General features: G+C 44.3%; 13 protein-coding genes. All 13 read left to right on the top strand.

Annotated elements, in window-relative coordinates; all coding sequences use genetic code 11:
- Positions 1 to 35 precede the first annotated feature (35 nt).
- The 13 genes from rlmD to rpoS all read left to right on the top strand — a co-directional run bounded on the left by rlmD (position 36) and on the right by rpoS (position 13812).
- Positions 36 to 1349, top strand: a complete 1314-nt coding sequence (gene rlmD / locus OCU38_RS10505; RefSeq protein WP_261823034.1) for a 23S rRNA (uracil(1939)-C(5))-methyltransferase RlmD — start codon at positions 36 to 38, stop codon at positions 1347 to 1349.
- A gap of 100 nt (positions 1350 to 1449) precedes the next feature.
- Positions 1450 to 3672, top strand: coding sequence for a GTP diphosphokinase (gene relA, locus OCU38_RS10500; RefSeq protein WP_152819445.1), 2223 nt, complete (start codon positions 1450 to 1452; stop codon positions 3670 to 3672).
- Positions 3673 to 3744: 72 nt separating this feature from the next.
- The gene (gene mazG / locus OCU38_RS10495) at positions 3745 to 4566 is read left to right on the top strand and encodes a nucleoside triphosphate pyrophosphohydrolase (protein WP_261823033.1); all 822 of its coding nucleotides are present in this window, start codon (positions 3745 to 3747) and stop codon (positions 4564 to 4566) included.
- Positions 4567 to 4717: 151 nt separating this feature from the next.
- Positions 4718 to 6358 (top strand): CTP synthase, encoded by a 1641-nt coding sequence (locus OCU38_RS10490; protein WP_261823032.1) that lies wholly within the window; start codon positions 4718 to 4720, stop codon positions 6356 to 6358.
- A gap of 83 nt (positions 6359 to 6441) precedes the next feature.
- On the top strand, positions 6442 to 7740 hold the full coding sequence (gene eno / locus OCU38_RS10485) for a phosphopyruvate hydratase (protein ID WP_261823031.1): 1299 nt from the start codon (positions 6442 to 6444) through the stop codon (positions 7738 to 7740).
- Positions 7741 to 8054: 314 nt separating this feature from the next.
- Positions 8055 to 8330 carry a cell division protein FtsB gene (gene ftsB / locus OCU38_RS10480; RefSeq protein ID WP_261823030.1) on the top strand — a complete coding sequence of 92 codons (276 nt, stop codon included), beginning with the start codon at positions 8055 to 8057 and terminating at the stop codon, positions 8328 to 8330.
- Between the two features lie 20 nt (positions 8331 to 8350).
- A complete protein-coding gene (gene ispD, locus OCU38_RS10475) occupies positions 8351 to 9049 on the top strand; it encodes a 2-C-methyl-D-erythritol 4-phosphate cytidylyltransferase (protein WP_261823029.1) in 699 nt (232 codons plus the stop codon).
- Between the two features lie 2 nt (positions 9050 to 9051).
- Positions 9052 to 9534, top strand: a complete 483-nt coding sequence (ispF, locus tag OCU38_RS10470) for a 2-C-methyl-D-erythritol 2,4-cyclodiphosphate synthase (RefSeq protein ID WP_021712274.1) — start codon at positions 9052 to 9054, stop codon at positions 9532 to 9534.
- Positions 9535 to 9550: 16 nt separating this feature from the next.
- Positions 9551 to 10582, top strand: a complete 1032-nt coding sequence (truD, locus tag OCU38_RS10465; protein ID WP_261823028.1) for a tRNA pseudouridine(13) synthase TruD — start codon at positions 9551 to 9553, stop codon at positions 10580 to 10582.
- 8 nt (positions 10583 to 10590) lie between these two features.
- Complete coding sequence (gene surE, locus OCU38_RS10460) at positions 10591 to 11331, top strand: 5'/3'-nucleotidase SurE (RefSeq protein ID WP_261823027.1); 741 nt, start codon at positions 10591 to 10593, stop codon at positions 11329 to 11331.
- Position 11332: 1 nt separating this feature from the next.
- Complete coding sequence (locus tag OCU38_RS10455) at positions 11333 to 11959, top strand: protein-L-isoaspartate(D-aspartate) O-methyltransferase (RefSeq protein ID WP_261823026.1); 627 nt, start codon at positions 11333 to 11335, stop codon at positions 11957 to 11959.
- A gap of 4 nt (positions 11960 to 11963) precedes the next feature.
- Complete coding sequence (locus tag OCU38_RS10450) at positions 11964 to 12791, top strand: peptidoglycan DD-metalloendopeptidase family protein (protein WP_261823025.1); 828 nt, start codon at positions 11964 to 11966, stop codon at positions 12789 to 12791.
- 46 nt (positions 12792 to 12837) lie between these two features.
- Positions 12838 to 13812, top strand: coding sequence for an RNA polymerase sigma factor RpoS (gene rpoS / locus OCU38_RS10445; protein ID WP_261823024.1), 975 nt, complete (start codon positions 12838 to 12840; stop codon positions 13810 to 13812).
- Positions 13813 to 13930 lie beyond the last annotated feature (118 nt).

The raw sequence follows: 13930 nt of genomic DNA, 5'->3' as shown, positions 1-13930 counted from the left end.
TTGATGTATGACCGTTAAAATTACTAGGCACCTTTATGGCTAACTTTTATAAACCGCAAAAAAACACCAATCGCACTCAAAAACACCTAAGTCTAATGATTGAAAAATATGACAATCAAGGTGCTGGTATGGCGTATAGCCAAGGAAAGCCTGTATTCATTCCCGGAACTATGGTCGGCGAACAAGTGGTGTGCCAACCCATAGAAACCAAATCAAAATTCATCCGCGCTAAGATGATTAAGCTGTTAAAAAGCAGCGATGAACGAATCGAAGCTTTTTGCCCTAAGTTTTCTCAATGTGGCGGTTGCTCTCTACAGCATATGCCCTATGCCCAACAACTGACGGTAAAACAGCAAGCCTTTAGTAAAATGATGTCGAAAGTCGCGCCAGAGCAAACGTTAGAAGCCCCTATTATTGCGCAGGACACCCATTATCGTCGCCGAGCTCGCATCAGTCTGTTATGGGATATCAAAAAGAATAGATTGCAGTTTGGATTTAGGGAAGGTCAAAGCAATAACATTGTGTCAGTCGAGACTTGCCCTGTGATTGCAAAGCCTCTGGCTGAAATTATGCCTTTGATTAAGCCAGTGCTAGAAAAAATTTCACAGCCTAAAATACTGGGGCATTTAGAGTTGGTGCAAGCTGATAACGGCAGTGTGCTTTTACTGCGTACTAGTGCTGAGTTGCGAGCGAAAGACCGTCAGTTGCTCGTGCAATTTGCTGAACAAAAACAGCTGACCTTATATCTACATCAAGGAAACAGTCAGCCTGAAAAATTGTGTGGCGAGTCGCCAGTATGTGAAGAGTCTGGTGTTACGTTAGATTTCTTGCCAACTGACTTTATTCAAGTTAATCGCTCAGTCAACCAACAAATGGTCGCACAAGCCATTGAATGGTTAGATGTGCAAGACAGTGACCGAGTGTTAGATCTTTTCAGTGGTATTGGTAATTTCACTTTTGCGTTAAGCAAAAAGGCATCATCTGTGGTCGGCATCGAAGGGGTCGATGAGATGGTCTCTCGCGCCAACAATAATGCTCAATCACTGGGTATTCACAATGCACACTTTTATCAAGCTGACCTTGCTGAACTAACGGGCGCAGAAGTTTGGGCGAAAGAAAGCTTTGATAAAATCTTGCTTGATCCAGCAAGAGCGGGCGCGGCGGGTGTGGTTGAACAACTGTCGCAGTTTGGCGCCACGCAAATAGTGTATGTCTCTTGTAACCCAGCCACCTTAGCTCGTGACAGTGAATCTTTGCTAAAACAAGGCTACAAAATAGTGAAAATGAAGGTGTTAGATATGTTTCCACATACCGGGCACCTTGAATCTATGGTGTTATTTGAGAAATAGCGCAAATTTCTGGGTTTTGCTAAACAGCTCAATCCTGCAAAGGGTATACTGTGGTATCAATGATAGTAAGAGTAAACGCAGAGTAATTTAGGGAAGAGGTATGGTTGCGGTTCGCAGTGCGCACATAAAAAAGGATGAAGAATTTAAACTCGATTCTTGGATCGAGAGCCTACAGCAGGGGCAAAAAACAGAGAATAAACTGCGCAAGCTCTATATTGATTGTGAAGAGATGTTGGCTACCCATGAGCAAAAGGAATTATTGCTGTGGCGTGGACGAGAGATGATAGAAATCCTTATCACCTTATCAATGGATAGAGCTACGTTGTTGGCGGCTCAGTTGTTCCCTGTGGTATCTAGTGGTTTGTTTGATACCGAAGAGCTTAAAGAGCGCTACGGACAAGAAATTATCAAGCTTATCGAAGGTGTGGAAGAGATGGCCGCTATCGGTCAACTTAACGCATCTTTAGAAAACAGCAGCGCTTCTTCTCAAGTTGATAACGTCAGACGTATGCTCTTAGCTATGGTTGATGACTTCCGCTGTGTGGTCATCAAGTTGGCTGAGCGTATCTGTAATCTACGTGAAGTCAAAAATGCACCCGATGAGGTGCGCCAAGCGGTCGCCAAAGAGTGCGCCAATATCTATGCGCCTCTAGCTAACCGTCTCGGTATTGGTCAGCTAAAGTGGGAAATCGAAGATTATGCTTTCCGCTATCAAAACCCAACCACATACAAGAAAATCGCCAAACAACTGGCTGAGCGTCGCATAGACCGCGAACACTATATTGAAGAGTTTGTCGCTTCATTAAAAGATGAGATGAAACGGACTAACATCAAGGCAGAAGTCAGCGGTCGTCCTAAGCATATCTTTAGTATTTGGCGCAAAATGCAGAAGAAAAAGCTCGCCTTTGATGAGCTTTTTGATGTTCGAGCTGTGCGCATCATTGCCGATGAATTACAAGATTGCTACGGCTCATTAGGGATTGTTCATACCAAATATAAACACCTGCCAAGTGAGTTTGATGATTACGTAGCAAACCCTAAGCCTAATGGTTATCAATCCATTCATACCGTGGTTCTTGGCCCTGGAGGCAAGACCATTGAGGTGCAAATTCGTACCAAGCAGATGCATGAAGAGTCTGAGCTTGGCGTGGCGGCGCACTGGAAGTACAAAGAAGGCGCATCTGGCGGGCGCAGTGGCTACGATGAGAAAATTACTTGGCTACGTAAGCTACTGGATTGGCAAGAAGAGATGTCCGATTCTGGCGAAATGCTGGATGAACTGCGCTCGCAAGTCTTTGACGATCGCGTGTATGCCTTTACCCCGCGCGGTGATGTGGTCGATTTGCCTATGGGAGCAACGCCACTAGATTTTGCTTACCACATTCACTCTGAAGTTGGGCACCGTTGTATTGGTACCAAAGTTGGTGGTCGCATTGTGCCGTTTACCCATAAGCTAGAAATGGGCGATCAGGTCGAGATCATCACGCAAAAAGAACCCAACCCTTCTCGTGATTGGTTAAACCCTTCACTGGGCTTTGTACATTCAGGTCGTGCGCGCGCCAAAATCAACGCATGGTTTAGAAAACTAGGCCGTGAGAAAAACGTTGTTGCAGGCAAAGAGATCCTTGAGCATGAGCTGTCTAAAATTGGCGCAAATTTAAAAGATGCGGATGCATCTACGCTGAAGCGCTTTAACGTCAATTCAGTCGATGAGCTTTATGCGGGTATTGGTAGTGGTGATTTGCGTATCAACCAAGTCATCAATCACATCAATGCAGTGGTCAATAAACCGACCGCGGAAGAAGAAGACAAACAAGCACTGGCTAAGTTAAAAAGCCCAGACTCCACTATGCCCGTTGCGAGCAAGCCTCACAAAGACGCAGTAGTGGTGGAAGGGGTAGACAACTTAATGACTCACTTGGCGCGCTGTTGTCAGCCGATTCCAGGCGATCGCATCAGTGGTTATATTACCCAAGGTCGCGGCATTTCAGTGCATCGCAGTGATTGTGAACAATTAAACGAGCTTAGATTGCATGCCGCAGAGCGTATTATCGATACGGTGTGGGGGAGTGGTTTTGTGGGGTCGTTTATACTGACCTTGCGAGTGGAAGCCCTTGAGCGTACGGGTCTGTTAAAGGACATTACTACGCTTATTACCAATGAGAAGCTCAAGGTCGCCAGCATGCGCTCTCGCACGGATTACAAACGTCAATTAGCCATCATGGATTTGGATATTCAAGTCAGTAATATTGAAATCAGCTCCCGCGTGCAATCACGTATCGAGCAAATCAAAGACGTGATATCTGTTAAGCGTCTTGGCTAACTTATTTGTATCAAATCGTAAATTTACTAAGCCCCTTATTAGGGGCTTTTTTATCAATAAATTGGAACTCCCATGTCATCTGAAACCGCAAACACTTCGGCAAACTCCATTCAACAACTGCTTACAATCATGGCTACGCTACGAGACCCAAAGCAGGGCTGTCCGTGGGATATTAAGCAAGATTTCGATAGCATAGTGCCGCACACCATCGAAGAAACTTACGAAGTCGTGGATGCTATTCACAACAAAGACTGGAATAATCTAAAAGAAGAGTTAGGCGATCTACTGTTTCAAGTGATCTTCTATTCGCAAATGGCTAAAGAGCAACAGCTATTTGATTTTGGCGATGTGGTTGATGTACTCAATGAAAAACTAGTGCGCCGTCATCCGCATGTCTTTTCTGGTGCCAAATTTGCTAACGAACAAGAAATTAATGACAACTGGGAAGCGGAAAAAGCGAAAGAAAAAGCCCAGCTAGGCAATGTTGAAAAAAGTATTCTAGACTCTGTACCAAAGTCTTTGCCGGCATTAAGTCGCGCCAATAAAATCCAAAAACGATGTGCTAAACACGGTTTTGATTGGGATAGTATTGGGCCGGTGGTGGATAAAGTGCATGAAGAAGTACAAGAAGTTTTAGATGAAGCACTGCAAGTCACGGTTGAACAAAACAAAGTGGAAGATGAGCTAGGCGATCTGTTATTTGCTACCGTCAACCTTGTTAGACACTTGAATTGCAACCCAGAAGTTGCGCTGGCTAAAGCCAATAATAAGTTTGAACGTCGCTTTAAAGCCGTAGAGCAAAAAGTGCGCGAACAAGGTAAATTATTGGACGAGTGTGATCTAGAATATTTAGATTCGCTGTGGGACTTAGTGAAGCTAGATGAACGGAAGTAAAATCGCCGAAACAGGCTGATTTGATTTGAAGCAAAAAATTAAAAAAAGGCTTGTGATAAGTTTCACGTTGTGGCGATAAAGGGCTTCTGGTATATTTACATCCCGTCTAGAAGATATCCATTTCCCTCATTCAACCAATTTCAGGTTAAACATGACGACAAATTACATTTTTGTTACTGGCGGGGTTGTTTCCTCACTCGGTAAAGGTATTGCAGCAGCATCATTGGCTGCTATTTTAGAAGCTCGTGGTCTTAAAGTGACCATGATGAAGCTTGACCCTTACATCAACGTTGATCCGGGTACTATGAGCCCGACTCAGCATGGTGAAGTGTTTGTCACGGAAGATGGCGCTGAAACTGACCTTGACCTTGGTCACTACGAAAGATTCATTCGTACCAAGATGACCAAGCGCAACAACTTTACTGCAGGTCGTGTTTACTCAGACGTACTAGCAGCTGAACGTCGCGGTGATTACTTAGGTGCGACTATTCAGGTTATCCCTCACATTACTAATGCGATAAAAGACCGCGTAATCGTAGGCTCTAAAGGCCACGACGTGGCTATCGTTGAAGTGGGTGGCACAGTCGGTGATATTGAGTCTCTACCATTTATGGAAGCGATTCGTCAGCTAGCGGTTGAATTAGGCCGTGAGCGTGCGATGTTCATGCACTTGACTCTAGTTCCTTACCTAGCCGCTGCGGGTGAAGTGAAAACCAAACCAACTCAGCACTCAGTTAAAGAGTTGCTATCAATTGGTATTCAACCAGATATTCTTGTTTGCCGTAGTGACCGTATGGTTCCTGCAAACGAGCGTAAGAAAATTGCTTTGTTCTGTAACGTACAAGAAAAAGCAGTTATCTCAATGAAAGATGTAGATTCAATCTACAAGATCCCACAACTTATCAAATCTCAAGGTCTAGATGATCTTGTTTGTACTCGTTTTGGTATTGAAGCTCCAGAAGCTGATTTGTCTGAATGGGAACAAGTTATCTATGAAGAAGCTAACCCAACGGGTGAAGTGACCATTGGTATGGTGGGTAAATACATCGAATTACCAGACGCTTATAAGTCAGTTAACGAAGCATTAAAACATGCAGGGTTGAAAAACCGTCTTAACGTCCATATTAAGTATGTAGATTCACAAGATGTTGAAAGCAAAGGTACTGAAGTACTGGCTGGTCTTGACGCAATTCTTGTTCCTGGTGGTTTCGGCGATCGTGGTGTTGAAGGTAAGATTCGCGCGGCACAATATGCACGTGAAAATGAAATCCCATACCTTGGTATTTGTTTAGGTATGCAAGTGGCACTGATTGAGTTTGCACGAAACGTTGCTAACCTTGCAGATGCACATTCAACAGAATTTAATAAAGACACTAAAAATCCTGTGGTAGGCTTGATTACTGAATGGGTTGATAGCGAAGGTAAAGTGGAAGAGCGTACTGAAACTTCTGACCTTGGTGGTACAATGCGTCTTGGTTCACAGCTATGTCACCTAGAGAAAGGGACTAAAGCATACGAGCTATACGGTAGCGCTGAAATTCATGAGCGTCATCGTCACCGTTACGAAGTGAACAACAATTTACGTCCGTTGATTGAGAAAGCTGGTCTTAAAGTATCAGGTTTATCAGCAGACAAAAAACTGGTGGAAGTAGTAGAAAACCCTGCGCACCCTTGGTTCGTAGCGGCACAATTCCACCCAGAATTCACATCGACTCCTCGCGATGGTCACCCATTGTTTGCAGGTTTCGTTAAAGCAGCTGGTCAATACCATCGCGGTGAATTCGAAAAGTAAGAAAGGATGCAAGGGGTGTTGAGCGGATTTTTATAGCACCCCTTAAAAATTGACATTTTTTTGATTATAAGAGGAAACATTTAATGTCTAAGATCGTTAAAGTTCTAGGTCGTGAAATTATCGACTCACGTGGTAACCCAACAGTAGAAGCTGAAGTACACCTTGAAGGCGGTTTCGTAGGTATGGCTGCTGCTCCATCTGGCGCATCTACTGGTTCTCGTGAAGCTCTTGAGTTACGTGACGGCGACAAGTCTCGTTTCCTAGGTAAAGGCGTACTTAAAGCTCTTTCTGCTGTAAATGGCGACATTGCTAATGCTCTAATCGGCAAAGACGCAAAAGACCAAGCTGCTATTGACCAAGTAATGATCGACCTAGATGGAACTGAAAACAAATCTAAGTTCGGTGCTAACGCTATCCTTGCTGTATCTCTAGCGAACGCTAAAGCAGCTGCAGCTGCAAAAGGCATGCCTTTGTTCGAGCACATCGCTGAACTAAACGGCACTCCTGGCGTATTCTCTATGCCTCTACCAATGATGAACATCATCAACGGTGGCGAGCACGCTGATAACAACGTTGATATCCAAGAGTTCATGATTCAACCTGTTGGCGCTAAAACTCTTAAAGAAGCACTACGCATCGGTGCTGAAGTATTCCACAACCTAGCTAAAGTACTTAAAGCTAAAGGCCTTAACACTGCAGTTGGTGATGAAGGTGGTTTCGCTCCAAACCTTGAGTCTAACGCTGCTGCTCTAGCTGCAATCAAAGAAGCTGTAGAAGCTGCTGGTTACGAGCTAGGTAAAGACGTTACTCTTGCTATGGACTGTGCTGCTTCTGAGTTCTTCGACAAAGAAACTGGCAAGTACGACATGAAAGGCGAAGGCAAAATCTTCACTTCTGAAGAATTTAACTTCTACCTACAAGACCTTGCTAACCAATACCCAATCGTTTCTATCGAAGATGGTCTTGACGAGTCTGATTGGGCTGGCTTCAAGCACCAAACAGAACTTCTTGGTGACAAGCTACAACTAGTTGGTGACGATCTATTCGTTACAAACACTAAGATCCTTGAGCGCGGTATCAAAGAAGGTATCACTAACTCAATCCTAATCAAGTTCAACCAAATCGGTTCACTTACAGAGACTCTAGCTGCAATCAAGATGGCTAAAGATGCTGGTTTCACAGCAGTTATCTCTCACCGTTCTGGCGAAACTGAAGATGCAACTATCGCTGATCTAGCGGTAGGTACTGCTGCAGGCCAAATCAAAACTGGTTCTATGAGCCGTTCTGACCGTGTTGCTAAGTACAACCAACTTATCCGTATCGAAGAAGCACTAGGTGAACGTGCTCCTTTCAACGGTCTTAAAGAAGTTAAAGGCCAATAATTTACTGACTTATTGCGGTAACTGAGTCATCAGATTATTGCAATAACAATGTTGAATTATTTGCATATACTTTTAAACACCTCGCGTTAGCGGGGTGTTTTTTTTTGTATTTTTCGCATCATTGGCGTATTTTTCTCGTCATTAACCCAGATGCGTGTCGTCTATTAGCTGAATATGTTATAAATATTAATTGGCTGAGGATAATGCCAATCCAAATACGCTGTTGAGTATGTTTGCCCGTTTAAGGCGAATAATAACGTATCTGGATAAGCATAATTGGTTTCAACCCTTGGCGATTAAGTAAGGATTTTGTCGTGCGTTTATTTTCTATATTGTTATTTTGCTTATTATTGCTGATGCAGGTTACGCTGTGGACTGGCAAAAATGGTGTGAATGATTATCGCCAAGTAAAAGATGAAGTAGCGATACAAAGCTCTGTGAACGCAGAATTACGTAAGCGTAATGATGAAATGTTTGTTGAAATTGACGACCTTAAACAAGGGCTTGATGCTATTGAAGAACGAGCGCGTCATGAACTTGGCATGGTTAAAAAAGGTGAAACCTTTTATCGAATCATCGATACCGATTAACTCCACAAGCGGTTTTCAACTTGAATAAATATATAGCTATTGTCCCCGCTGCCGGAGTCGGTAGTCGGATGCAGGCGAATAAGCCAAAACAGTATCTCATGCTGCATGGGAAAGCTATCCTAGAACACACGGTAGAAAAGTTATTATCACATCCTCAAATCTCCGAGGTGGTAGTGGCGATTAGTGAAAACGATGGATACTTTTCTGACACCTCTCTAGCACGTCATCCTTTAGTCACTCGCGTTGCCGGTGGTAAAGAGCGCAGTGACTCGGTATTAAGTGCGCTCAATTATCTTACTGAGCAAGGTTATCAAGATTGGGTATTGGTGCATGATGCGGCCAGACCGAACGTGTGCTTGGACAATATCACCTCATTAATCGAACAAGGCACGCAGCATAGCGTTGGCGCTATTTTAGCTGCCCGAGTGCGCGATACCATGAAGCGCTCATCGAGCAGCAATGAAATTGATTCTACGGTTGAGCGTGCGCATCTGTGGCATGCGTTAACACCGCAAATGTTCCGTACGCCAGAGCTACAAAGCGCATTACAATCGGCTTTGCACAATCACCATCCGGTCACGGATGAAGCGTCTTGTATGGAGCTGATAGGACGCTCTCCGTTGTTGGTAGAGGGACGTTCGGACAACCTTAAAGTGACTCAACCTGAAGATTTAGCATTGGCTGAATTTTATTTAACAGTGGCGACAACCCAGGAGTAATTATGATCCGAATTGGACATGGTTTTGATGTACATAAATTTGGCGGTGAAGGCCCAATCATTATTGGTGGGATCTCAGTTCCGTATGAGCAAGGGCTTCTGGCTCACTCTGATGGTGATGTCGTTTTACATGCGGTCAGTGATGCACTACTAGGGGCTATTGCCGCAGGCGATATTGGCTACCACTTCCCTGATACTGATGATAAATGGAAGGGCGCGAACAGCCGTGAACTGTTAAAAGAAGTGTATCGCCTAGTGAAAGAGCAAGGCTATGTGCTGGGCAACCTAGACGTAACCATTATGGCGCAAGCGCCTAAAATGGCGCCTCATATTCAAGCTATGCGCAATGCCATTGCCGAAGATCTACAAACAGAAATCGGCAATGTGAATGTGAAAGCCACCACAACAGAGCGTCTGGGCTTTACCGGTCGCAAAGAAGGAATTGCAGTAGAAGCTGTTGTTCTGATCCAACACCCTAATAATTAGAGGCGCACTCCATCTTATGAGTGACATATTATCAAACTTGGCTTACCTACACGGCAAGCCACAAGCAAAAGCAAAATTAAAAGCAAAAGCTGAGCACTTTGTGGTTAAAGAAGATCTCGGTTTTGAGTTAGCAGGCAGTGGTGAGCACTTAATGCTACGAGTACGCAAAACCGGTGAGAACACCAGCTTTGTGGCGAACGAACTGGCCAAATTCTGTGGCGTAAAATCAAAAGATGTAAGCTGGGCTGGATTGAAAGATCGTCACGCTGTTACTGAGCAGTGGCTAAGTGTGCATCTGCCTAAAAGCGATGATCTTAACTTTGCTTTGTTTACCCAAATGCACCCAAGCATCGAAATTTTACAGACCACCAGACACAATAAAAAACTGCGTCCAGGCGATCTAAAAGGCAACTCATTTGAACTTACCCTGAGTGAAGTGACCGATGTAGACGCGGTAGAAGCACGTCTACAAGCCATTTCTGAGCAAGGTGTGCCTAATTATTTTGGCGCACAACGTTTTGGCAATAACGGCAATAACCTCGATGAAGCTCGTCGCTGGGGCCGTGATAACGTGCGTACTCGCAATCAAAACAAACGCAGTTTGTACCTTTCTACAGCTCGTTCATGGATTTTTAACCAAATCGTATCGGCACGTATAGAACAGCAGTGCTTTGATAGCGCAGTTCTCGGTGATGTATTGCTCTCTTCTACAGGCACTGTGTTGCTGGATGAAGCGACACTTGCCAATGCACCAAGCCTTGGCGCAATAACGGCCGCTTTAGCAGGTGATAATGCCTTGCCAACGGCAAACAAAGCGCTAGAGATAGAACAAGTTGCAGTAGATGCCGAACCTGATTTGATGGCTTTGATTCGAGGCAACCGCATGCGTCATGATCGCCGAATCATCAAGCTGATCCCAGAGCAATTAACTTGGTCTAGTGAAGACGATCAAGTTGTGATTAAGTTCTGGTTAGACTCTGGCTGCTTTGCTACTTCTATTATGCGAGAGGTCGTTGAAGAGATCCCGTTTGAACGTTCGTTTGACTAAGGGATTGCATGAAAATTTTATTAAGTAATGATGATGGCGTGCATGCCCAAGGCCTTCGAGTGCTTGCCGAAGAGCTAAAGCAGATTGCCGATATCGTCATTGTTGCACCCGATAGAAACCGTAGCGGTGCATCCAACTCATTGACGCTAGAAAATCCGCTACGAGTGGATGAGATAGAGCCGAATGTTTTTTCGGTGCAGGGCACGCCGACAGATTGTGTGCATTTTGCGTTAAATGAATTAATGAAAGATGATTACCCAGATCTTGTATTAAGTGGCATCAACCACGGTGCGAATCTGGGGGATGATGTATTGTATTCAGGTACTGTGGCAGCCGCTATGGAAGGACACTTTTTAGGTGTCCAATCAATTGCAATATCGCTGGTGGGTAACACACATTTTAAAACTGCAGCTAAGATTGCACGTCAGTTAGTGGAGCAACATCTTAGCAAGCCGATCCCGACCAATCGTTTACTGAATGTGAATGTACCTGATGTGGCATGGGACGCTATTACTGAGACTGAAGTGACTCGACTGGGCGCAAGACATCATGCTGAAACTATGATCAAACAGCTCGATCCTAGAGGCAAGCAAGTGTATTGGTTAGGGCCTCCGGGAAAAGAGCAAGATGCCGGTATGGGAACCGACTTTTATGCTATTGAGCATAAACACGTTTCTATAACCCCTTTGCAAGTTGATCTGACAGCGCATGAATCGCTACTTAGCATGGACAAATGGCTAAAAGAATAGAATGGGACATTATCAAGCACAGCGCTTATCTGAACAGCTACAACAGTTAGGTATTCAGGACGTGACAATTTTAAAGGCTATCGCGAATTTACCGCGAGAGTCTTTTTTGTCTGAGGCAATGCGTCATCAGGCTTATGATAATAATGCTTTACCAATTGGTAATGGGCAGACCATCTCTCAGCCGTATATTGTCGCAAAAATGACAGAGTTACTTGAACTTGAGTACCACTCTAAGGTCTTAGAAGTGGGAACCGGTTCTGGTTATCAAACGGCCGTACTGGCACAGTTAGTTGAGCGAGTGCATACCATTGAAAGAATTAAGACTTTACAGTGGGATGCCAAGCGCAGATTAGCTAAGCTTGATATCTATAACGTGTCATCAAAATATGGTGATGGTTGGAAAGGTTGGAGTGCCCATGCTCCCTTTGACGCTATTATCGTGACTGCCGCCGCCGCTGAACTGCCACAAGCATTAGTGGATCAGTTAGCCATAGGGGGGCGCTTGATCATACCCATTGGCGAAACGGATCAGAAACTGCTTAAAATTGTCAAACAAGAGTCGGGTATTCGCTCTGAAATTATTGAAAACGTTAGGTTTGTACCTTTAGTTCAGGGAGAACTGGCTTAGGTTTATGGAAAGGTTATTACGCTCAGTCATTGCTGCTTTAATGATTATTTCGCTGGTGGGCTGTGCGCCTAGCGGGCAAACAAATAATCATCGTGGTTATAAACAAGCTGATCGAGGTAGTTATCGTGGTAGTTATTACACGGTAAAAAAAGGCGATACGCTGTATTACATTGCCTACGTAACGGATAGGAATGTTAACGGTCTGATTCGGTTTAATAATCTAGAAGCCCCCTATACTCTGCGAATCGGGCAGAGGATCCGCCTGTGGTATCCAGAAACTCCAGCTTATACTTCAAGTAAATCCATTGCCGTGGCGAGCACTCCTAGCAGCCACACTCATAAGACTTCCAGTGCAAAGCAAAAAAGTGCGCCTGCAAAGGTTGATAAGCACTCAACAAAAGAGTATGTTAGCTCTAAACAAGGTGTTAACAGTGCTGTAACATCGGCTGCATCAGCAAACCAAAAAATTGCGTCTTGGAAATGGCCAACAAAAGGACGAGTAATTAACAAGTTCTCTGCTGGCGAAACAGGAAACAAAGGGATTGATATTGCGGGGCAGCGTGGACAAGCTGTTATATCAACTGCCAAAGGTAGTGTTGTGTATTCTGGTAATGCGTTACGTGGTTATGGAAACCTGATTATCGTGAAACACAATGACAACTATCTTAGTGCCTATGCTCACAACGATAAGTTGCTAGTCCATGAGGGACAGCAAGTTACCGCAGGGCAAAAAATTGCCACTATGGGCAGTTCAGGTACCAATGGCGTTAAGTTGCACTTTGAGATTAGGTATCAAGGAAAATCCGTTAACCCGGAGAGATATTTACCCTGACAGATAGCATTTGAAAATGCACGTTTGTTGAGCCATTGGAGGCATTATGAGTATGGATAACACAGCAGCAAAAGTGGATGACTTAGTTGAAGATAAAGCCAATGACGAGCTAGGAGCTGGCATCGTCGAAGCGGTTGAACAAACCCTTGCCAAGGAAGAGTTTGACGTTTCAGCAAAGAATTTAGATGCAACCCAACTGTATCTTGGTGAGATTGGTTTCTCGCCTCTTCTCACAGCCGAAGAAGAAGTGCTCTATGCACGACGCTCTTTGCGCGGTGATGAAGCCGCTCGTAAACGTATGATTGAAAGTAACCTGCGTTTGGTTGTGAAAATTTCCCGTCGTTACAGTAACCGTGGATTGGCTCTACTTGATCTTATCGAAGAGGGTAACCTTGGTCTGATTCGTGCGGTAGAGAAGTTTGATCCTGAGCGTGGCTTCCGTTTCTCTACTTACGCTACATGGTGGATTCGTCAAACTATCGAACGCGCTTTGATGAACCAAACTCGTACTATTCGTCTGCCTATTCACGTAGTTAAAGAGCTTAATATTTATCTGCGTACCGCTCGTGAGCTTTCGCAAAAGCTAGACCACGAACCGACTGCAGAAGAAATCGCCCAGAAACTGGATAAGCCGGTAGACGATGTCAGCAAAATGCTGCGTTTGAACGAACGTGTGAGTTCAGTAGATACGCCAATTGGCGGTGATGGCGATAAAGCATTGCTCGATATCATTCCAGATATCAACAACTCAGATCCTGAAGTCTCTACCCAAGATGATGACATCAAACACTCTTTAATTGATTGGTTAGATGAACTGAACCCGAAACAAAAAGAAGTGCTGGCACGTCGTTTTGGCTTATTGGGTTACGAACCATCGACTCTAGAGGAAGTAGGGCGTGAAATTAGCCTGACTCGTGAGCGAGTTCGTCAGATCCAAGTAGAAGGTCTACGCCGATTAAGAGAGATTCTATTGAAGCAAGGTCTGAACATGGAATCGCTATTTAACTTTGATAGCGAATAATTGATAGCGAATAAGCAATAGCATAACGATTGAAAAAGAAGAGCCTGATTTCGTAAGAAGTCAGGCTCTTTTGTGTTTCTAGTCTAGAGATAGCTTGTCGAATAATACCAATCACTTA

It is taken from the genome of Vibrio neonatus (assembly GCF_024346975.1).
Taxonomy (GTDB): domain Bacteria; phylum Pseudomonadota; class Gammaproteobacteria; order Enterobacterales; family Vibrionaceae; genus Vibrio; species Vibrio neonatus.
Note: the sequence above shows the minus strand (reverse complement) of the source record. Positions and strands in the feature narration are given on the sequence as shown.

Bases quoted from the DNA above. Each gene is read 5' to 3' on its own strand.
- rlmD (WP_261823034.1), top strand. From the start codon at position 36: ATGGCTAACTTTTATAAACCGCAAAAAAACACCAATCGCACTCAAAAA.
- relA (WP_152819445.1), top strand. From the start codon at position 1,450: ATGGTTGCGGTTCGCAGTGCGCACATAAAAAAGGATGAAGAATTTAAA.
- mazG (WP_261823033.1), top strand. From the start codon at position 3,745: ATGTCATCTGAAACCGCAAACACTTCGGCAAACTCCATTCAACAACTG.
- OCU38_RS10490 (WP_261823032.1), top strand. From the start codon at position 4,718: ATGACGACAAATTACATTTTTGTTACTGGCGGGGTTGTTTCCTCACTC.
- eno (WP_261823031.1), top strand. From the start codon at position 6,442: ATGTCTAAGATCGTTAAAGTTCTAGGTCGTGAAATTATCGACTCACGT.
- ispF (WP_021712274.1), top strand. From the start codon at position 9,052: ATGATCCGAATTGGACATGGTTTTGATGTACATAAATTTGGCGGTGAA.
- truD (WP_261823028.1), top strand. From the start codon at position 9,551: ATGAGTGACATATTATCAAACTTGGCTTACCTACACGGCAAGCCACAA.
- surE (WP_261823027.1), top strand. From the start codon at position 10,591: ATGAAAATTTTATTAAGTAATGATGATGGCGTGCATGCCCAAGGCCTT.
- OCU38_RS10455 (WP_261823026.1), top strand. From the start codon at position 11,333: ATGGGACATTATCAAGCACAGCGCTTATCTGAACAGCTACAACAGTTA.
- OCU38_RS10450 (WP_261823025.1), top strand. From the start codon at position 11,964: ATGGAAAGGTTATTACGCTCAGTCATTGCTGCTTTAATGATTATTTCG.
- rpoS (WP_261823024.1), top strand. From the start codon at position 12,838: ATGAGTATGGATAACACAGCAGCAAAAGTGGATGACTTAGTTGAAGAT.